The following is an 18,166-nucleotide window of genomic DNA, read 5'->3' on the forward strand; positions in this document are numbered from 1 at the left end:
AAAATAAGTAATGTATTTCATTAATATATACTTTGTCCCAAATATCTATATATAAAATTCAAATCATTATTTCCATCCAGTCGGAAGATGTAAAATGGGAAAAATAATATGCATACCTACCAATAACTAGTCGAAGGGAAGAGTATGAATGATATATTAATTAAGAACACTAAAGTTTTTTATAAAAATCAGTTGCAACCCGGCGAAGTGCTTATAGATGAGGGTAAAATAAAAAAAATTGCCAAAAATCTGAAGGGCGAGGAGGCGGACATACATATTGATGCACACGGCGGACTTACTATTCCAGCAGGCATCGATGTACATGTGCATTTCCGGGAGCCCGGTATGACTCAAAAAGAAGATTGGTATTCAGGAAGCTGTGCGGCTGCTGCAGGTGGTATCGGGACAGTTGTTGAACATCCGAATACCTTGCCGCCGGTGCTTGACAGAAAATCTTTCAGGGAAAAATTCAAACTGGCAAATCGTAAATCCATCATTGATTTTGGAATTAATGGCGGTGTGGGAAAGAATATTGAAAAACTGGAATCCCTCTGGGAACTGGGTGTTACGGCTTTTGGTGAAATTTTCATGGCAGAATCAACTGCCGGTTTGGGATTGGATTCAGAATTGCTAAAAGAGGCCCTTGGAACCATCCAGCAACTTGGAGCACTGGCCTGTGTTCATGCTGAAGATGAAAATATCAGGCGCGATAATGAAATTTTGCTCAAGAAAGATTTTACTCCTCAATCTCATTCCAGAATTCGCTCCAATCAATGTGAGGCAATGGCAGTTAAGAACGCGCTTGAATTGTCCGGTCTGGCATCCGTTAATACTCATTTTTGCCACATCAGTACCCTGGAAGCTTTTGGTCAGCTAAAAAGGGAAAAATATATTCTTGGAAAAGAGGATGTTTCGCGTCATTTAAGCTTTGAGGTAGCTCCCCATCACCTTTTCTTATCAGACCGTGATTGGGAAAGACTTGGTACTTTCGGTAAAATGAATCCTCCCCTGAGGAACAGGCAAAGTGTGAAAGCACTTGTTAATGGAATAAATGATGGTACTGTGGATGTTGTAGCTTCAGATCATGCTCCTCATAGGGAGTCAGAGAAAGAGGGGGACATTAAGAGCGCTCCTTCGGGTGTACCGGGAGTGGAAACTCTTATGCCCCTTATGATGGTGGGGGTTAAAAGAAATCTTTTCCCCCTCAAACGTCTCATTGAAGTCACAAGCAGCAATCCGGCAAGAATTTTTGGACTTGACAATCACGGAAAAGGAGTTTTTGCTGAAGGTTATGATGCTGATTTAATAATCATGGATCCAGGGAATGTGAAATCTATTAATTCAAATATGTTGCACAGTAAGGCAGGGTGGACTCCATATGAAGGAATGAAGGGCATTTTCCCTGAATATACCATTTCCCGTGGGGAAATTATATGGGATGGAGATATTGTGGGAAGGCGAGGAAGGGGTAATTTCCTTCCAGGTGGCGGCTCTGTTAAAGACGACGAATGATGTACATACTTTCTTTTTTTGTGTCCATGGTGCGCAAAATTTTATATGCACTATGGACTATATCCTTAAAGCATGGTACGTAACAAATATCCGGTTCATACGACACTCAGTTCGGATGCCATTAAAGTTCTTGATAGGTATGAAAAAGAACTTGGTGCTAAAAACCTTGTACTCGAGAAAGCTTTACTCTCGCTTGACAAGGGGCGCTTCAGGTCAAAAATGGATGCCGGTAATTTGCAATGTTCAATAAAACGGATAAGTACCGGTATTGTTGGGCTGGATGATATGCTTGAAGGAGGTATACCGGAAGGTTTCTCAGTGATTGTTACAGGTCCTCCTGGAACGGGAAAGACCACTCTTTGCATGCAATATCTTATGGAGGGTGTAACCAAAGGAGAGAAATGTGTCCTTTTTTCCTTTGAAGAACGTCTTCCACAGCTGGTGCAACAATTTATGAGATTTGGCTGGGATGTTGCAAAATACATCGATGATGGCTACCTGGAAGTTTTTGGGATGTCGATGTTGACCTTTGAAGAGATCACAGAGATTATTGAGACGTATAAGCCCCGCCGCATAGTGTTTGATTCCCTTAATGTTTTTAGCAATCCTGAAAATTTTCGCAATTCCGGAGGCTGGCGTTCGTTACACAGGACAATTAAGAATAGGAATATAACTTCATTTTTAATAACAGAAAAAAAGCATGGTATTGAAACCAAAGATTTTGATGAATATGATTTTCTGGGTGATGGTATCATATTTCTTGATTCCATGCAATTAAATGATATTGATAACACCTTGACTCCTGTTATGGCCATACAAAAAATGCGGGCCACAAAAATAGATTCCACTCCTCAATCATTCAGGTTCGGTGAGAAAGGGATTGAAAAATATCGCTCCATCCAAAAATCAAAAGTTCTGCAAAATAAAATTGGAAATCAGGGGAATGTTAGTCCTTATTCAAGGAATGAACCCGGATATTAATGCGGCCAGTAAGGTGGTTACATATATTGCCTGAAAGCAGGCTGCACCACCTATATCAATATAAGCGCTTCCTTTTTCTTCTCTTTTCAATGCCATCAGGGATGCCACAGAGCCTGCTATGATTCCTCCCGTCCCGGCGATGAATATGATAGTAGCAGCATTCTGAGGGGCCAATATCAATGCCAGTGGAATTGTAAATATCCCTGTGTATGAGGGTATTACTATCCCTACCCCATCAACAAACTCAGCCATTAATGCAACGACAACCAGTACTATGAGCATTATTTCCAATGCAACAAAATTCATTTTACTGAAAAGCAGATACAGGATTGTTAACATAGGAATTATAAATCCACCTACATTAAGTGTGATTTTTGTGTCATATATCAGGTTTGTGCCTGTTGAAAGTTCTTTTATTACGGGCACGCCGTATGTTTCCTCCAGAAGGAGGGCATCCCTGTGCATGTGCTGGTTTTTGCGAGTTCTGATCTTGGTTATCGGTATTTCTATATTTGATGCAATTGGCATCAGGAGTAGGATTAAAAAGAGAGGGTATGATGAAATTGGTCCAAGAGTTAGCTGTTGCTTGTAACACAACATGGCTATGGGAAGCAAGGCCAGTGTGTATATTATATAATCTCTCAAACCTTTTCTGTTGACGTAGGCACGCATACTTACTATTAAAATATAATATTATTTTATATATAATTTATCTGGGAATCAGAGGTCTTCAATGATTCCCTGGTATTTTGAAGGATTGCCATTCTCATCACGAATTATAAGGGTCCTTTCAGCAACTTTGCGTATCTGGCCTTCTTTTGTGTATATCCGATATTCCTGATAGAAATCATTGTATCCTTCCCGGCATCTCCTGCTCAGCTCATCCTCTACTCTTTTTAGATCGTCTTTGTGGATAATTTCCCCGTAATTAAGATTACCTGAAAGGAATTCTTCTGTTGTGTAGCCATACTTTTCAATTTCATCTGAAACGTATTCTACAGGCCACCCCTTTTGTACTTTCCAGACAAATGCTACAACAGGACTTTTTGTAGATATCATATCCACACTCATCTCTTCGGAATCCATCTGGCCTGTGATGTCCATTACAAAACCCTGGAAATGACAGGGTTCATCTTCGTTGTCCCTTTCTACAAGAGTCTTTTCCAGCACCCATCTTTCCTGGTCATCAGCAGTTAGTATCCTGTATCGATGGGTGTATTCTTTGATGCCTTCCTTACAGATGCGGCGTATGTTTTCTCTGACTTCATCGATATCATGTGGATGGATTATCTGTGCATAGGTCTTGTCCCCGGATATAAAATCATCGGCATTGTATCCGAATTGCTGAATATTATCGGATACAAATTCAACCGGCCAGTCCCTTTCTGCATTCCATAGAAAAACTATTATGGGATTTTTGTATTCTTGATTTTTGTCCTGCATAGGAATAATTTCCCCCATTATTTCTTTTGTATTTCCTTTTTAATTCAGCTTCTTTAAGTATCTGTCGAATTTTGTTTTTTGATCTGTAAATACAAATCCTTTCTGGCGACCCAATAGGTTATGAATGATGGAATTATATTGGATTGCTATGGCAGAAAATAGTAGTATTAATCATGAGACGAAGGCTTTTGGAAGGTTGAAGGTTGAAGTTCAGTCCCAGCAGGGAACCGGTGGTCAGGTGTTGATATGGGCGCCCGCTGATACCAACCAGTATAATTCAATTGTAAAAAGTGATGATGGGTTATGGGATTGTATCTTTGCACGCCTCTATTCCAGCGTTGAAGAGGCTAATAAGGCATATGATAATTTTTCTTCTGAAGAGCAAATAGACTCGATGATGTCCAGATGTGGCTTTGGGGGATCTGCCTGCCAGATGATTTGAAGTGATTTATATGTACGGGGGCAAAACAAGTGCCAAATATGCAGGATATATTCTTTTTGTAATCCTGTTTGTAATAATGGCTTTTGAATGGATATTGGATTTGGGTTATGAATCCCTAATACTGATCCCTGCAGCTTTCCTTTTTGGAATGATCGGCTATTGGCTTGGAGGGGTTACATATTCGGTTCTGCAGGAAAAATAAGTAATGGGATTAAAATATTCCCAGCCATCTTCCAAGCACAATAATGTATAAGATTAATATTACAAGTCCGGCTCCAAATTTAGCATTTTCATGTGGTATTGGTCCTTCTTTTATCACATAGTCTTCAGGTTCCATATATATCATCCATTCAAAGAATTTGATTTAGTTTTATATTTATTTTTTAGAGCAGTTCCGGTTGGTCCAATTCTACATCAAGTACCGGCAGATCTACAGGATAGCCTTCCCTGTTATAGCATTGCCAGCTGTTCTCATCGAAAGGCTCGGCAACAATTATATGCCAGTCCCCACTTTTACCAAACATTACAAGGTCGGTATTTGAGGGCCGATAACTGGGTCCCGGATGGCTGTGCACAGAGCCCACAGATTGTATATTTGGCATCATGAACAATTTGATTACTGCATTCATTTCACTGCTCTCGGTACCAGGCAGTATCATCACATTGCTTATTATGCCTTTTTCTGTTTCCAGTAAACCCACAAATTCCCGGGGATATGTTGATTCACTACTTTTCAATATAAATTCCAGTGTTTCCCGGGCAATCCCCTCTACTTTCATATGCTATATATAAGTGCGGTAAGTATATCTTTTTTGTCCTTACAGGACAAGAAGATACAGTATGCCGGATATGAGGGCACCCGTGGCAGTTGCTACAAAATTGACTCCACTATTGGACAGGTAACCTTTTTTCTGGAATGTAGCACCAAGTAAACTATCGATATTTGTTCCTCCCCATCCGCCTGCGCATGTAATAAGTATGGCAGGAACTATCTGCTCCACAAACCCAAAGGCGGCTCCAAGTATTCCTATTGCCAGTGCTCCACCAAAGGCTGCAAGTTCTCCAAGTGAAGTTACAGCTCCGTCAGTACCGGTTTTTGTAGGTTTTAAGCTTGTTATCATCCTGGGTGTCTGGCGGGCGGTTGTTCCGATTTCACTTGCGAGTGTGTCCCCTGCAGCTGTTGCTACGGTTCCCAGGAAAGCATATGTTATTAGGTTGCTATGTTGGGGATATATGCCATATGCAATGGCAAGCACAAGTGCAGCAGTACTGTTGCTGAATACATTTTCATAAGTCCGTACTCCACCCTTCTCCTGTGCGATACCCAGGCCCAGCTTATAGTTGTATTTGTATTTGGTGAATACTCCTCCGAGTATGAAAAAAGTAAGAAGTAAAACAAACCAGAGGATGTTACTAAAAACAATAATCAAAACTCCCATAAGTGTAGCACTCAACACTGCGGAAATATCGGCTATATTGGTGCGGTATGCCAGATACCCCAAAAAGAGTGCAAAAAAGAAAGCAATCAATAAATGTAAAGGTGCAACTGAGTAACCAAAGGCTGCAAGAACCCACATTGCCATTGCCGAACCCATGGTCATTGAAAAAAGCCGGTCTACGGAGGATGGTATGGATTCAAAAAGAGCTGCTGTTATTGCTCCGATTACTGCTATGAAGAATATAAGTTCGTATGATACAGTGGATGTCCAGTATGCATACCATGAACCTGCTATAAAGGCAGAAGAGGCACCTGCTATTAATAAAGCAAGGCTTGATTGGAGATTGGTAGTATTTTCTTGTGAGTCCTTGTTGGTTTTGCAGCGCACTATGGTGGCACATGTAAAGCCGATGGTAGAGATCTGGATTGCTGCTACAATTATGTATTTTGGCAGGGAATAAGAATAGATATTTGCAGTAGCACTTATCAAAAGTAACAAAACGACTGATACAATAAGATTGATTACATTCCTATTGCTATTGGTAATGTAGATATATACGCCGGCACCTGCAAAAATCAGAAATAAGATTTCCCTGCTTAAGAATGGAAATATGAGCATGGAAACTAATGCGATAGTTATGAAATAGAGGGTATAGTTTTTCCCTTCATCGTCTCCGGTAAAACATTTTGGCCAGCTCGTCATGAAAATCAGAGGTTTTTGTTTAATAAAGCACTGATTATTTATAAAAGTCATCTTTTAGTGTAATTTATTTTTTAACATGTATTTGTGCAACAAACAACAAAATTAATTGTCGATGATCTGTTTAAAGCGATTAATATTTCGGTTTGTAATCAAAACCATGCATAATAAATATATATTAATGCACTATATTTATAGTTTATAGTCCAAAAGTATATATTCATGTTCTTTCCTAAGGAAGCATTAAGGAGTGGTAGAATGAACCAAAATGACTGTCTTTTAAAAAATTGCCCGATTTGCGGAACAGATCTCAGGGAAAACAATGATTATCAGATATGTGAATGCTGTCATTACTGGACTCAAAAAGGCCAGGCTAGAATAGATTCAATTCTGATATGCTAACATGAAGGGTTACAATGTGCCAGATCGAAAAGTTTGGTTATTCTCAGGAAAACAAAGAAACGTTTTGTTCAGATTGCATAATATGGAATACTATTGGTAAATGTGCATTTTTGCAGGAATGTGAATCCAAATAGCAAAAAGCAAAATCAATAGGTGGTAACATTGATTATAGGCAAATAAGAATGTGGACCGCCAAATCCCTTTGATTACATTTTTATTGTTCTGCGATGATTTTATGTCCGGACAATAACTTTAAATTTTAGTAGATCATAGTAGTATATCAATTGATTTAGTGGACCGTGGTGGTAGGTTCAAATGAGAATGGGGCACAAAAACATTTTTTTAAGATTTACTTTAGTCTTACTTTTGGCAATTACTCTATGTCATCCAGTTGTTGCTGTAAATAATTTGAATGATGACTTTTCCTTTTATTCGGATGAAGTAAATGTTTCACAGACTAATGGTTCTCTGTCCCATTATAATGACACATATGAGAACATTTCATCTTTTTACTTATCAGGAAACTATAATCAATCATTGGCAGTTTCCAAAAGGGTTCTAGATTCCAATCCCAATTCTACTTATGCCCTTTACATGGCTGGCCTGAGTCTCGAAAAGCTGGCTAGTGAGAATAAAGCTATACAATATTATGAAAAAGCTCTTCGAAACCTAAAGGATACTGAGAATCAAAATATCACTGAACTGGTCAATAATCCTGATCTGGAAACATTGCCAGTTCTATTCCTTAAAGGAAAAATAAGCCATTTAGAGGGTAATTATAATGATTCGCTTACTTATCAGGATGCAGCATTAAGTGCTTATGGATATCATTCTGAAGACCTCTACAATAAGGGCCTGTATCACAAAAATGAAGGCAATCACGAGGATGCAATCGAACATTTCCAGGCTGCTTTGCGTATCAATCCCTCAAAAACAGATTCCTGGGCACAGCTAGGGGAATGCTATGAAGCTATTGGAGAGTACCAGACAGCACAGGATAATTATGATAAAGCCCTCCAAAGGAAACCCAATGATTCTGAATTATTATTGAAGTATGGCCTTGTTGCAGAAAAAATGGATGATCACAGCCTGGCCATTGAATATTATGACAGGGTGCTTGAGATACAGCCATACAATGTGGATTCATGGAAATATAAAGCCCGCAGTCTTGAAGCATTGGATCAGAATAATTATGCTCTAACCTGTTACAATCAGGCCCTGAAATACGATCCGGAAAATAAGGCACTATGGAACCTTAAGGGACAATTACTGGATAAAATGGGAAGATATGAGGAATCGATTGAATGCTATGATCAGGCCCTGAAATTAAATCCGGATCATGCACGTGGTATTGGACGTGTATCAGAGGCACCATCAATTATCATTTCTGCCGATTCTCATGAGGTATTCTATGAAACACCACAGTTTGATTCAGAGGCTGCCCAGACACTGTTCAATAAAGGTGAAGCATTCTACAGGCTGGAAAAATATGATGATGCACTTGAATGCTACAATGACGTAATTGAAACAGAACCTCATGCGGTCGTATGGTATCGAAAGGCCACTATTCTGAAAAACAATGGTGATTTTTCCGAAGCTATCGATAGCTATGAAGAGGCCCTTGATATTGAATCTGACGCTCCTGCGGTATGGTATGAACAGGCAGTATTACTTGACAGGATAGGCGAGTATAGAAAGGCGGTAAAGAGCTATGATGAGGCCACAGAAAGGGATGAGAACTATACCCTTGCCTGGTATGAGATGGCTGTTGACCTGAAAATACTGGGTAAATACGATCAATCTTTAGCGGCTTATGATAAGGTCTGTGAACTTGAGTCATCCTCAGCACAGGTGTGGTATGAAAGAGGGGCCGTTCTGGATGAACTTGGAAGATATGAGGAAGCTATCAATTCTTATGAAAAAGTCCTTGAACTGGATCCTGGCCACTCAGCAGCTAGTTATCAACTAAGGACTGACCAGAGTAAGTTATTAGAATCCAATCAAAAAGAATCTGATCACAAGAATAATTTTCATTACACAAGCAATTCCCCCTTCCTTGATTTCCTTAAGAGTCACGGATTTGATCTAACTTTCATGGCAAATGGGAAAGATAAGTCCGTCAATCCCCTTACATCTATTGAAGATGGTAATTTGCCAGCTCCCGAATACCTATGGTATTCACGCGCCATGACGATGTCAGCAGTAAATAATACCAATAAATCTCTCTCTTCATTTGAAATGGCTACAATGATAGAACCTGATTATGCAGCTGCCTGGGAAGGTAAAGGGGATCTTTTCAAAAAATACAATCAATGGGCCGATTCTTCAGATGCGTTTAAGCAGGCTCTTTCAGTTAATTCCGATTCTGTGCAATTGTGGCATAAATATGCAATAGTATCACAAAAGGCAGGTGACCTGCAGACTGCCCTGTATGCTTACGGAAGAGTAGTAGAGAAGGATCCGAATAATGGGGATGCTCTGTATAACAGGGGATTGATATACGACAAACTTGGAAGTTTCAGGAATGCAGCCAATGCTTACCAGAAATATCTCAATTTGGAGCCAAAAGATATGGATACATGGTATCTGCTGGCCCAATCCGCACACAAGGCAAGGATGTATGATGTATCTCTGAATGCAATTAATACTGTCATTAATGATCAGCCTTCAAATCAGGATGCTCTGTATCTCAAATCTGATAATCTTGAAAAGATGGGCCGTTTCAGTGATGCGATAGTTGTTTATGATGAGATTCTGGAGTCAGATCCCCAAAACCAGGATGCATTGTTCAATAAGGGGTTGGCTTTTGAAAATATCGGACAATACCAGAAAGCGATCGAATGCTATGAACAGTTACTTGACGTTAATCCACAGCATGTTACTGCAATGGAGCATAAAGGGTTTGATCTATACCTGCTTGGAGAGTACAATAAAGCTGATGTTGTATACAATCAGATCCTGGAGATCGAGCCCAACAACGCTGACGCTCTCTATCACAAGGCTACCATCAAGTATCTGTTGAGTAGCTATGCAGGTTCAATAATGTATTATGACCGTCTACTTGAGGTGAAACCAAATTGCATTACTGCATGGTACAACAAAGGATTTGCCAATAATATGATGGGCAATGTCGATGAGGCAATAGAATGTTACGATCAGGCCCTTTCGATTGATCCGAACAATCCTTCTGTGCTTTACAATAAGCGGTTTGCCCTTTATAGAATAGGTAAATCTTCCGAGGCAAAGACAGCCAAACTGAAGCTTGATTCCATAGATCCGGTTTTTGAAGAGGCTCTGGACAACAAGGGAACGAAATTCTTCCTGCCAAAGGAATACGATCCCAATCTGGAATATAAACTGCCTTCACGGTGGTATAATAAATAATCGGGGTTATCCCCGATTGTATCTGGTTTTTGCCATGTCAGTTTATTTAAAATTTTCAAGACCTTCAAAATCAAGTGTGGCAAAATAGTCTTCCATAGTTTCTGCTCTTCTGATTTGCACAGTGCTGCCATCTTCCCTGAGTAAAATTTCAGCAGAGCGTAATTTTCCATTATAGTTGAATCCCATTGCATGACCGTGTGCTCCGGTATCATGCATTGCCAGGATGTCACCTATTTCGATTTCAGGCAATTTCCTGTCTATGGCGAATTTGTCATTATTTTCGCAAAGAGAGCCTGTCACATCATATGTATGGTCATGAGGCTGGTTTTCCTTGCCAGGTACGGTTATATGGTGATAAGCTCCGTAAACACCCGGCCTCATAAGGTTTGCCATTGTGGCATCCATTCCTGCAAAATCCTTGTAGGTATGCTTGAGATGGCGCACTTTACTGATGAGATATCCATAGGGTCCGGTGATCACCCTTCCGCATTCAAGGTAGATCTTGAGGGGGTCAAGGCCGTTTGCAGAGATTATTTTATCATATTCTTCCTTGACACCTTTTGCTATGACATCATAGGGAACTGGTTCCTGATCAGGCTCGTAGGGTATTCCGATACCGCCTCCCAGATTCGCGAATTCGAATTTGATACCGAGTTCCTTTGAGATATCGGCTATAACTTCAAAGAGAATTCTGGCAGTCTCTATGAAATAGGTCGGATCCAGTTCATTGGATGCTACCATTGTGTGGATACCGAATCTCTTGACCCCTTTATCGGCAAGTTTTTTGTATCCTTCAAAGAGCTGCTCCCGGGTAAAACCGTATTTTGCATCTTCCGGGTTGCCTATGAACTTGTTACCTTTTTTGAGTGCACCGGGGTTATATCGGAAACAGATCATTTCAGGCAGGCTGGCATGTTTTTCAAGATAATCGATATGGCTTATGTCATCAAGGTTGATTATAGCACCCAGTTCTTTTGCCTTTACAAACTCTTCTGCTGGTGTGTCGTTGGAACTGAACATAATATTTTCGCCAACAATACCCGCTTTTTCAGCAAGTACAAGTTCGGGAAGGGAACTGCAATCGGCACCAAATCCCTTATTTTTCAGAATTTTGAGTATATATGGATTGGGGAGGGCTTTTACAGCATAGTATTCCTGAAAACCTTCCAGAATCCCGAAGGCTTCTTTAAGTTTTTCCACATTTTCCAGGATCCCCTTCTCATCATAGAGATGGAAAGGAGTGGGATATTCTTCCGTGATTTCCTGTAATTTTTCTTTAGTAAAAGGTACTTCTTTTGATACCATTTTTTCTCCTCAATAATTGTAATATAAAAACGATGCGCTATAGTGGTGCATCTTTATTAAAATGATTATTGTTATTGCTGTGATAGAGGTTTCTTATATAGTTTATCCTTATGTATAAGAAACAAAAAAGCATTATGTGGAGTGATTTATGTCCCCACTTAAAAGGTATTCCGGCATTGAATTATTTTGATCCCTGTGAAAATCCGCTTGTTTCTTCAACGAATTGTTCAACTCTCTTTTTGATGGAATCTCTCAAATTCCTCATTTGTTCCAGCTTTTCTTCATGTGTGCCTGTGAAGTTTTCAGGTTCCGGGAATGGCCAGTATAATTTTGCAAAAGGTTTTGGATATATCGGACATCTCTCCTCGTGCTCTCTGTCACAAACAGTAATTACGAAATGGAAAAATTTACCCGCCCGGAAGAGATCCCATGCATCCTGAGTATTTTTTCTTTGTGAGATCGAATCCATCCTCTTTCATTACTTTAAGGACGAGTGGATTAATCTGTCTGGGCTCAAAACTCGCACTTTCAGCTTCGAACTTCCCTTCTCCGAGTCTTTTCAGGTATTCTTCTGCGATCTGGCTTCTTGCACTGTTGTGCATACAAATGAAAAGCACTTTGATATTTTCGTTGCTTTCTTGCATGTAAATGTAGAGGAGCTGATGTGGCAACAAGTGTTACCTACATAGATTATGTAGATTCTATATCTGGCAATCCTGATGAATTGTGCCTGTGATTCATCAATAACAAATCTGTATTTTAGTTTTCGATCAACAGGTAATATTTTACTTTAAGTTTCCTGCAAGTTCCTCGCCCATCTGGAAAGCCTTTTTAAGCGCTGCTTCATCCTTTTTGATAATTCCCCTGTCAAATTGGTTGAGCACAGGTATCGCCTTATCCACTGTGTATCCCAGGGCTTCCAGGGGATAACTCATGGCTTCCAGGCTGAACCCGATATCTTCAATGATGGGTTGCTCCCCAATGCTGAAAACGCAGGCGCGTCTTCCCTGTCCTGCCAGCCGGCTGGAATACTCGCGTGGCCGGTCATCGGTGAAATTGTAGTATGGATACAGGCGGTCTATGAAGGTTTTCATAAGGGAGGTAACATTGTAATTGTAGGTAGGGGAGCCAAGCACAATACCCTTTGCTTCTTCGATCTTTGGGTACAGTAAATTCATCCCGTCATGAAAGCGGGTACAGGTCTTATCCTGGCGACATCTTTCACAGCCCACGCAGGACTCGATACTGTAATCGCGCAGATGTACTATCTCGACTGTAGCACCGTTTCTTTTTGCGCCTTCCATTACCTCATCAAGCAATACGTCGGTATTACCTGCCTTTCTGGGACTTGCACAGATTCCCAGAATATCTATTGTAATACTATATTCCTCCTCTTCTGTAATTATTCTGTGAAAACAACCTTCACTTCTTCGACATCCCAGAGTGACTCTATTTTTTCCAGAATATCCTCTTTTATAGCCGATGCGAACTGGTGGTCTGAAGGAAGGTCTATAAGTATTCTCACACTACCTTCATTGATCTCTATCTTTGTCACAAGTTCCGTCCTGATAATATCCAGTCCTGCCATGGGATTCATGACATGTTTCAGACGCCTTCTGACAACTTCTTCAGTAGTAGTTTCTTTCTCGCTCACAAGGCCATGCTTTTCTTCATAATCCCGGATTGCCGCCCTCAAGCCTTCCACAGCCAGTACTGAACAGTGTGCTTTTACGGTGGGCAGTCCTCCGAGTTCTTCGGTTGCCTGCTTCCATGAGATATTTTTAGCTTCTTCCAGGGTCTTTCCCTTGGCCATTTCCGTAATTATGGAAGCTGTAGCGATATTGGATGCACATCCATAGGATTCAAATTTTATATCCTCTATCACCAGGGTTTCGGGGTTTACATTCAGGTATACTGCCACCATGTCACCACATGCCGGACTTCCTTCCAGCCCCTTGCCATCCGGATTTTCTATTTTACCCACATTCCGGGGATTTTTAAAGTGATCAAGAACTTTTTCACTGTAAGGGAATTTCACATTAAACACCTCACTTTTTCTCGTACAATGGACTAATTTCTCTTAATTGAGCAACTATTTCCTTAATCGCATCCACAATGGCATCGGTTTCCTCAAGGGTATTGTAACGACTGAAGGTAAAGCGCAATGATCCGTGGGCCCTTTCATGATCTCCACCTATGCCCAGTATAACGTGACTTGCTTCAAGGGAGCGGCTAAAACACGCAGAACCCGTGCTGACCGCAAATCCACGCATATCCAGATGCAGGGTAAGTGATTCACCTTCTACATAATGGAACGTTATGTTGGCATTATGTGGACTCCTGTGTTCCTTACTTCCGTTTAATATTACATTTGTAATTTCACTGGATATTCTCTCTATAAGATGGTCTCTCAGTGCCTTAATCTGCCTGTTTTCCTCCTCTGTCACAAGTTCGACTGCTTTTGCAAATCCGACAGCTCCGGGTATGTTTTCAAGGCCAGCCCTTAGATTAAATTCCTGGAATCCGCCGTCCATCCATTTGTTGAGAGGGGTGTCTTTGCGTATATAGAGGCCTCCAACACCACGGGGCCCATGTATGGTATGTGATGCAATAGTTATCAGGTCCACAGGAATTTTTTGCACATCTATTGGAACGCGTGTGAAACTATGGGTGGCATCTGTATGCAGAAGTACTCCTTTCTCCCTGCATATGCCTGAAATGCTTTCCAGATCCTGCAGCGTACCTATTTCCTGATTGGCATGCTGTATCGAGACGAGAACAGTTTCGTCTGTGATCGTCTCTGCAAGTTGATCTGTATTAAGCCGACCCCTGTCGTCCACTTCAATGAAATCCACCTCAAAACCCTGTTTTTCCAGGGCTTTTGCGGTGTTCAGGACAGGGAAATCCTCGATTTTTGAGACAATAAGGTGGTTCCCTTTCTTTTTGAGTGCAGATGTTACTCCCTTTATTGCCATATTGCTTGATTCGGTGCTTCCGGATGTGAATACGATTTCTCCCGGTGAAGCATTTAAGGAATCTGCAATGGTGGATCTTGCTTTTTCAAGAGCCTCCTTTGCATCAATCCCCATCGAATAGGCAAATTCTGATGTTGCAACCGCATACGTATCAAAGTAATACGGCTTCATTGCATCTAATACTCTTTCATCCAGCCGTGTGCTTGCGGAATTATCAAAATAAGCGGTTTTGTCTTCCATACAATTCCTCAGATAAACAATGTAATCTCTGCATCCTTTGCTTCATGAACATAGGTGCCAACTGCACCATATTCATCAATCCATTCGGTACGCAGCTGTTCTTGCTTGATCCCCATAATTTCCATGGTCATTTCACAGGCAATGATTTTACCCCCCAGTTCCTTGAAATCGGTCATCATTTTTTCAAGAGGAGCTACATTGGCCTTTTTCATCCTGCCTTTGACCATCCATTTGCCAAGCCCCAGGAAATTCATTTTGGATAGTGGCCCCTTTTCAAGTCCTCCTTTTTTCAACCTTTCAAGACCCCAGAAAGTAAAATAAAGAGAAGCTTCCATTCCCATTGAAAGTGAACCATTTGCAATAATGAGTGCACTGTATAGTTTGTCCATGTCCCCGCTATGGACTATTATGACTGTTTTGTTGCTCACAGAAACCAATCCTTTTAACGCTTAATTCTGATTTTCCACTCACCAGATTCTTCATCGATACCGATAATTTCAAGCCCCATGGATTCACAGGCCATTGGTATCTCCTTCTTTGAAGCTGGATGTGTGCCGGTGACTATGACCTCATCTCCGGGTGCAGCTTTTCTCAGTGCTTTCCTGCATTCGACCAGTGGGACCGGGCAGGTCTCCCCTCTGGTATCAACTTCTATTGTTGTCATATATTTCCCCCTAATATTTCTTATATCTGCAAATCACAATTGTTAACTCTCATGTATGTTTGCAAATGTTATATAAGTTTCTCGCATAGCATAATAGGATGCATGGCTCATTTCAGGAATGTCGATCCCCATCGACATTCTTCTGGTCAGAACAACATAGCAAGGGTAATTACAAAAAGGATGATGGCGATTGCTCCCAGTATTTTCATGAGGTTTTCTTCACCTTCAAAGGTATATCTATCATCTCCTTCCTGTTTTCGGATCTGTGATAATCCGAAGGAAACACCACCAAGTGATCCTATTGCTATACCCATTAGAGTTCCAAGCCCCACACTCCCTATAGACGGTCCAAGTAACAGGTTTCCATAAAGGGCACCTGCAATAGCTCCTGCAGATACCCATATAGGCATCACTCTCTGATTTTGCTCTGATTGGTTGTCAGTTATTGTTAAGTCCCCCGATATTGTTTATATAGAAATATCACACAGGTTAATGATATTCTTTGTGTCTGTATGTTGTTGGATTCTCTGAAGGGTAATTCCCGTTTCATTAAACGTTTCTTCAATAGTATTTTCCAGGATTTTGACTACTTCATCCTGTCTGATATTTGTCACAGCTGCCAATGCTCTAACTTTTGGTTTTGCAACATTTTCCCTCTCAAAAATTTCTATTTCAGGCTTGTTTGTGGAGGATGTGAGACTGATTTTCAGGAAAGTTTCCGGTAGGTCCATGGATATCTTTATGTGGCCTATGAAATCCGGATTCAATTGAATGAACTGGCTGAGGATTGAATCAACAATATCATTTGCCAGTTCATGTCCTTTCTTGAATTCCAGATCATTTGTCTCTATTGCATATTCAATGGCATGGGAGGATACATTAGATTCTGCAATAGAATTTTGTTTTACGGAATGGTCTCTTTGTTTTCCTTCTCCGCTTATGGTTTCTATTAATTCTTCAAAATTCCCTGCATTTTCCTTTGCCGAAAATTCCAGTATTTTTGCATCTGTATTATAGTGTTGCAACAAAGCTTTGACCTTACTGACCTGTTCATCTGTCGCAACGTCTATCTTGTTAATGCCCAGGATGTCTGCATCCTCGATCTGGGTCTTTATGAATTTTGGAATCTGTTCAATTTCCAGATCGAACCTGCTGCCATCTATCAGATTTATTATTGGGGAAAACTCCATATCTGCGATCTTCATAAGTTCTATTTCTTCTTTGATCTGCCGGGGGAATGCAACGCCGGTCGGTTCAATAATTACCGTGTCCGGCCTATATTCCTCAGCAAGGGAGTCAAGCGCCTGTTCCATATCGATTTTTAAAGTGCAGCAAATACATCCGTTGGTGATCTCCCTGGTTTCCACTCCTTCTATATCCAGTGTTGTCCCGTCAACTCCGATTTCACCTATCTCATTTACAATAATAGCGATCTTTTCGCCTTTATCATTGAGATATTTGCCCACCTTAAGCAGGGTGGTAGTTTTACCACTGCCCAGGAATCCGCCAATGATTATTACTTTCATTCATTACACCTTTTAAGAATTAGATTTCTTGATACGTTTTTATTTTTCCTCGCAGAATTCATTCCGTGTTTGTGCAAGAGCCTGCATGTTCTTTATGGGTGACTGGGGTGCGATTCCACAACCAGGGGCCAGTATATCCACGCCTGCCTCCAGACATTTCAACGCTTCTGCTTTTACTTCTTCAGCAGTTTTATTGTATATGGTCACTGAAGTTGAGACATTGCCTATCAGTGCAGCACCGCCTTCATGTGCCATTTTTATGGCGTATTGCAGATCTTCAACACTTTCTTCAACACTTATACCACAAAATCCACATTCTGCAATATCTTTTATTATGGGATCGGCTTTCCCGCATACATGGATTACACATTTCCCGTTAACAGAATCTGCAAGTTGTTTATAGTGTGGTTTTATGACGGACTTAAACATAGCCGGTGGAATAATGTCGGGGGAAACAACTGCTTCTCCGAAACATATCACATCTGCTCCTGCTTTCAGGCTTTCATTAGCAGCTTTGATGCATGCCCGGGTAGTGACTTCCATTAATCTTTCTAGTTTATGTGGTTCTTTCAGTATTTTTAACAGGAAAGGCTTCATACCCATCAGATTAACAGCAAGGTCCACAGGGCCGGCAAAACCACATATAAGTGGAACTTCATCCCCTACTTGCCTTTTTATAATATGTGTGGCTTCAAGAATTGCAGGCATTCTTCCTTTTTGCATCAAATCTTCAGGGACCTCTATGTCTTCAATATTGATCTCCAGTCCTTCGAGTACAGCGGGAGGTATGTCCTTTGATCCTCTGTGAATCTTGCAGCCGAAACTTTCTGCCAGGGCGGTTAAGTCAAAGGGGTAACGTATTGTCTCAAATCCGGGGATGCTCTGGGTGGCTATTGCCAGCTCAGCCATCTTTTCAGGATCAAAGTCAGCTTCGGGTCTGGCAACACCGCATGAATCCATAATTTCCAGTGGAGCAGCGGTTGTGAACAATCCTGCAGGAATTTTATCTACCGGTTTACGTTCCAGTGCATTGATGATTCTCTGTTTTTGTTGCATGGTTGACCTTTGTATAAGATATTTTATTCTCTATTTCCTTTAGCTTTAGTTCGTTTAGTACTTCAGTGTTATCCTTCCATCTTTTTGTTTTTAGTGTC

Annotated in this window: 21 protein-coding genes; 5 read left to right on the forward strand and 16 right to left on the reverse strand. The window is 40.8% G+C overall.

Going from position 1 to position 18,166, the window contains the following annotated elements; all coding sequences use genetic code 11:
* Positions 1–144 precede the first annotated feature (144 nt).
* Both MMAH_RS04455 and MMAH_RS04460 read left to right on the forward strand, forming a co-directional pair.
* Positions 145–1,512 carry a dihydroorotase gene (locus tag MMAH_RS04455; protein WP_013037348.1) on the forward strand — a complete coding sequence of 456 codons (1,368 nt, stop codon included), beginning with the start codon at positions 145–147 and terminating at the stop codon, positions 1,510–1,512.
* A gap of 72 nt (positions 1,513–1,584) precedes the next feature.
* Positions 1,585–2,493: an RAD55 family ATPase gene (locus tag MMAH_RS04460; RefSeq protein ID WP_013037349.1), complete on the forward strand. Its 909-nt coding sequence runs from the start codon at positions 1,585–1,587 to the stop codon at positions 2,491–2,493.
* Here MMAH_RS04460 and MMAH_RS04465 read toward each other — a convergent pair.
* Complete coding sequence (locus tag MMAH_RS04465) at positions 2,470–3,021, reverse strand: DUF1614 domain-containing protein (protein WP_245526253.1); 552 nt, start codon at positions 3,019–3,021, stop codon at positions 2,470–2,472. The genes MMAH_RS04460 and MMAH_RS04465 overlap by 24 nt on opposite strands.
* A gap of 192 nt (positions 3,022–3,213) precedes the next feature.
* On the reverse strand, positions 3,214–3,936 hold the full coding sequence (locus tag MMAH_RS04470) for a PAS domain-containing protein (protein ID WP_172632573.1): 723 nt from the start codon (positions 3,934–3,936) through the stop codon (positions 3,214–3,216).
* Between the two features lie 148 nt (positions 3,937–4,084).
* Between MMAH_RS04470 and MMAH_RS04475 the strand changes: the two genes are divergently transcribed.
* Positions 4,085–4,378 carry a hypothetical protein gene (locus MMAH_RS04475; protein WP_157198697.1) on the forward strand — a complete coding sequence of 98 codons (294 nt, stop codon included), beginning with the start codon at positions 4,085–4,087 and terminating at the stop codon, positions 4,376–4,378.
* 10 nt (positions 4,379–4,388) lie between these two features.
* Positions 4,389–4,580: a hypothetical protein gene (locus MMAH_RS04480; protein WP_013037353.1), complete on the forward strand. Its 192-nt coding sequence runs from the start codon at positions 4,389–4,391 to the stop codon at positions 4,578–4,580.
* Positions 4,581–4,589: 9 nt separating this feature from the next.
* On the opposite strand, the gene MMAH_RS10750 is transcribed toward MMAH_RS04480, so the two are convergent.
* From MMAH_RS10750 to MMAH_RS04490, 3 genes are read right to left on the reverse strand one after another with little or no spacing between them, the layout of a single operon-like run.
* A complete protein-coding gene (locus MMAH_RS10750) occupies positions 4,590–4,715 on the reverse strand; it encodes a hypothetical protein (RefSeq protein ID WP_013037354.1) in 126 nt (41 codons plus the stop codon).
* Positions 4,716–4,761: 46 nt separating this feature from the next.
* The gene (locus MMAH_RS04485; protein WP_013037355.1) at positions 4,762–5,157 is read right to left on the reverse strand and encodes a Mov34/MPN/PAD-1 family protein; all 396 of its coding nucleotides are present in this window, start codon (positions 5,155–5,157) and stop codon (positions 4,762–4,764) included.
* A 39-nt stretch (positions 5,158–5,196) separates the two neighbouring features.
* Positions 5,197–6,519 carry a DUF92 domain-containing protein gene (locus MMAH_RS04490; protein WP_245526254.1) on the reverse strand — a complete coding sequence of 441 codons (1,323 nt, stop codon included), beginning with the start codon at positions 6,517–6,519 and terminating at the stop codon, positions 5,197–5,199.
* A gap of 765 nt (positions 6,520–7,284) precedes the next feature.
* Here MMAH_RS04490 and MMAH_RS04495 point away from each other — a divergent pair.
* Complete coding sequence (locus MMAH_RS04495; protein ID WP_172632574.1) at positions 7,285–10,302, forward strand: tetratricopeptide repeat protein; 3,018 nt, start codon at positions 7,285–7,287, stop codon at positions 10,300–10,302.
* 42 nt (positions 10,303–10,344) lie between these two features.
* Here MMAH_RS04495 and MMAH_RS04500 read toward each other — a convergent pair whose 3' ends face one another.
* The 11 genes from MMAH_RS04500 to mtaA form a co-directional block, all read right to left on the reverse strand.
* Positions 10,345–11,607 (reverse strand): diaminopimelate decarboxylase family protein, encoded by a 1,263-nt coding sequence (locus MMAH_RS04500; protein WP_013037358.1) that lies wholly within the window; start codon positions 11,605–11,607, stop codon positions 10,345–10,347.
* Between the two features lie 181 nt (positions 11,608–11,788).
* Complete coding sequence (locus MMAH_RS10655; RefSeq protein WP_245526255.1) at positions 11,789–12,076, reverse strand: low molecular weight phosphatase family protein; 288 nt, start codon at positions 12,074–12,076, stop codon at positions 11,789–11,791.
* Positions 12,015–12,251, reverse strand: a complete 237-nt coding sequence (locus tag MMAH_RS10660) for an arsenate reductase/protein-tyrosine-phosphatase family protein (RefSeq protein WP_245526256.1) — start codon at positions 12,249–12,251, stop codon at positions 12,015–12,017. Before MMAH_RS10660 ends, MMAH_RS10655 begins: the two co-directional genes overlap by 62 nt.
* Positions 12,252–12,392: 141 nt before the next feature.
* Positions 12,393–13,013, reverse strand: coding sequence for a flavodoxin family protein (locus MMAH_RS04510; RefSeq protein ID WP_342626793.1), 621 nt, complete (start codon positions 13,011–13,013; stop codon positions 12,393–12,395).
* Positions 13,010–13,645 carry an iron-sulfur cluster assembly scaffold protein gene (locus MMAH_RS04515; protein WP_013037360.1) on the reverse strand — a complete coding sequence of 212 codons (636 nt, stop codon included), beginning with the start codon at positions 13,643–13,645 and terminating at the stop codon, positions 13,010–13,012. Before MMAH_RS04515 ends, MMAH_RS04510 begins: the two co-directional genes overlap by 4 nt.
* Positions 13,646–13,655: 10 nt before the next feature.
* Positions 13,656–14,822, reverse strand: a complete 1,167-nt coding sequence (locus tag MMAH_RS04520; protein WP_013037361.1) for a cysteine desulfurase family protein — start codon at positions 14,820–14,822, stop codon at positions 13,656–13,658.
* Between the two features lie 8 nt (positions 14,823–14,830).
* The gene (locus MMAH_RS04525; protein WP_013037362.1) at positions 14,831–15,250 is read right to left on the reverse strand and encodes a DsrE/DsrF/DrsH-like family protein; all 420 of its coding nucleotides are present in this window, start codon (positions 15,248–15,250) and stop codon (positions 14,831–14,833) included.
* Positions 15,251–15,264: 14 nt separating this feature from the next.
* On the reverse strand, positions 15,265–15,486 hold the full coding sequence (locus tag MMAH_RS04530) for a sulfurtransferase TusA family protein (protein ID WP_013037363.1): 222 nt from the start codon (positions 15,484–15,486) through the stop codon (positions 15,265–15,267).
* Between the two features lie 146 nt (positions 15,487–15,632).
* A complete protein-coding gene (locus tag MMAH_RS04535) occupies positions 15,633–15,896 on the reverse strand; it encodes a hypothetical protein (RefSeq protein ID WP_013037364.1) in 264 nt (87 codons plus the stop codon).
* 57 nt (positions 15,897–15,953) lie between these two features.
* Positions 15,954–17,012 (reverse strand): CobW family GTP-binding protein, encoded by a 1,059-nt coding sequence (locus MMAH_RS04540; protein WP_013037365.1) that lies wholly within the window; start codon positions 17,010–17,012, stop codon positions 15,954–15,956.
* Between the two features lie 39 nt (positions 17,013–17,051).
* Entirely contained in the window at positions 17,052–18,068 is a 1,017-nt protein-coding gene (gene mtaA / locus MMAH_RS04545; RefSeq protein WP_013037366.1) for a methylcobamide:CoM methyltransferase MtaA, read from the reverse strand.
* Positions 18,069–18,166: the final 98 nt, after the last annotated feature.

The organism is Methanohalophilus mahii DSM 5219, assembly GCF_000025865.1.
In the GTDB taxonomy this organism is placed as follows: Archaea; Halobacteriota; Methanosarcinia; order Methanosarcinales; family Methanosarcinaceae; genus Methanohalophilus; species Methanohalophilus mahii.

Coding starts and splice junctions, on each gene's coding strand:
- MMAH_RS04455 (WP_013037348.1), top strand. CDS start 145: ATGAATGATATATTAATTAAGAACACTAAAGTTTTTTATAAAAATCAG.
- MMAH_RS04460 (WP_013037349.1), top strand. CDS start 1,585: ATGGTACGTAACAAATATCCGGTTCATACGACACTCAGTTCGGATGCC.
- MMAH_RS04465 (WP_245526253.1), bottom strand. CDS start 3,021: ATGCCAATTGCATCAAATATAGAAATACCGATAACCAAGATCAGAACT.
- MMAH_RS04470 (WP_172632573.1), bottom strand. CDS start 3,936: ATGCAGGACAAAAATCAAGAATACAAAAATCCCATAATAGTTTTTCTA.
- MMAH_RS04475 (WP_157198697.1), top strand. CDS start 4,085: ATGGCAGAAAATAGTAGTATTAATCATGAGACGAAGGCTTTTGGAAGG.
- MMAH_RS04480 (WP_013037353.1), top strand. CDS start 4,389: ATGTACGGGGGCAAAACAAGTGCCAAATATGCAGGATATATTCTTTTT.
- MMAH_RS10750 (WP_013037354.1), bottom strand. CDS start 4,715: ATGGAACCTGAAGACTATGTGATAAAAGAAGGACCAATACCACATGAA.
- MMAH_RS04485 (WP_013037355.1), bottom strand. CDS start 5,157: ATGAAAGTAGAGGGGATTGCCCGGGAAACACTGGAATTTATATTGAAA.
- MMAH_RS04490 (WP_245526254.1), bottom strand. CDS start 6,519: ATGACGAGCTGGCCAAAATGTTTTACCGGAGACGATGAAGGGAAAAAC.
- MMAH_RS04500 (WP_013037358.1), bottom strand. CDS start 11,607: ATGGTATCAAAAGAAGTACCTTTTACTAAAGAAAAATTACAGGAAATC.
- MMAH_RS10655 (WP_245526255.1), bottom strand. CDS start 12,076: ATGGATTCGATCTCACAAAGAAAAAATACTCAGGATGCATGGGATCTC.
- MMAH_RS10660 (WP_245526256.1), bottom strand. CDS start 12,251: ATGCAAGAAAGCAACGAAAATATCAAAGTGCTTTTCATTTGTATGCAC.
- MMAH_RS04520 (WP_013037361.1), bottom strand. CDS start 14,822: ATGGAAGACAAAACCGCTTATTTTGATAATTCCGCAAGCACACGGCTG.
- MMAH_RS04530 (WP_013037363.1), bottom strand. CDS start 15,486: ATGACAACAATAGAAGTTGATACCAGAGGGGAGACCTGCCCGGTCCCA.
- MMAH_RS04535 (WP_013037364.1), bottom strand. CDS start 15,896: ATGCCTATATGGGTATCTGCAGGAGCTATTGCAGGTGCCCTTTATGGA.
- MMAH_RS04540 (WP_013037365.1), bottom strand. CDS start 17,012: ATGAAAGTAATAATCATTGGCGGATTCCTGGGCAGTGGTAAAACTACC.
- mtaA (WP_013037366.1), bottom strand. CDS start 18,068: ATGCAACAAAAACAGAGAATCATCAATGCACTGGAACGTAAACCGGTA.